This is a genomic window from Vibrio sp. 10N.222.52.C12, assembly GCF_041474215.1.
GTDB lineage: Bacteria > Pseudomonadota > Gammaproteobacteria > Enterobacterales > Vibrionaceae > Vibrio > Vibrio crassostreae_C.
On record NZ_JBFRTR010000207.1, the window covers coordinates 1 to 856 of the forward strand.

1 protein-coding gene is annotated in these 856 nt (G+C 46.5%); it reads left to right on the forward strand.

The genetic code is table 11. The annotated features are described in order from the left end of the window. Window positions 1–51: 51 nt before the first annotated feature. On the forward strand, window positions 52–856 hold an 805-nt coding region (locus AB4623_RS23725), incomplete at its 3' end, for an arginine deiminase family protein (protein WP_372147486.1).

Consider the following 856-nt stretch of genomic DNA (forward strand, 5'->3'; position numbering starts at 1 on the left):
TAAATACTCTTAGCGATAAAAGTAATTCAAATATATAAGAGAGAGACGATCATGAGTAAGTTCTATGTAGGTTCTGAAATAGGTCAATTACGCCGCGTTCTAGTTCACCGCCCAAGACGCGCACTGACTCACCTAACACCCTCTAACTGTCACGATTTGCTGTTTGATGACGTATTGGCTGTTGAGCGTGCGGGTAAAGAGCATGACGCATTTACTCAAACGCTACGTGATCAAGGTGTAGAGGTTCTTCTTCTTACAGACCTGCTAGCAGACACGCTAGCCGTGCCAGAAGCGAAAGATTGGCTACTAAACTGCCAAGTATCTGATTACCGTTTGGGTAAAACATTCGCCAATGATGTGCGCTGCTACTTGGGCGATTTACCAACCCTAGAGTTAGCAAAAATCTTAACGGGTGGTCTGTCTTACGCTGAGATGCCAATGAAATCATCTTCAATGATGCAAGGCATGCACGCACCAACCGACTTCATTATCGAACCGCTACCAAACCACCTATTTACTCGTGACACATCTTGCTGGGTATACGGTGGCGTATCCATCAACCCGATGGCGAAACCTGCTCGTCAACGTGAAACCAACCACGTTCGCGCTATTTACCGCTGGCACCCAACATTTGCTGGCCAAGACTTCATTAAGTACTTCGGCGATGAAGAAAACATCAGCTACGACAACTCAACCATTGAAGGCGGTGACGTTCTTGTAATCGGTCGCGGTACGGTTCTTATCGGTATGTCTGAGCGTACAACAGCACAAGGTGTTGAGCACTTAGCATCTAGCCTATTCAAACACGGTCAAGCGAAACAAGTTATCGCAATGCAGCTACCAAAACACCGCTCTT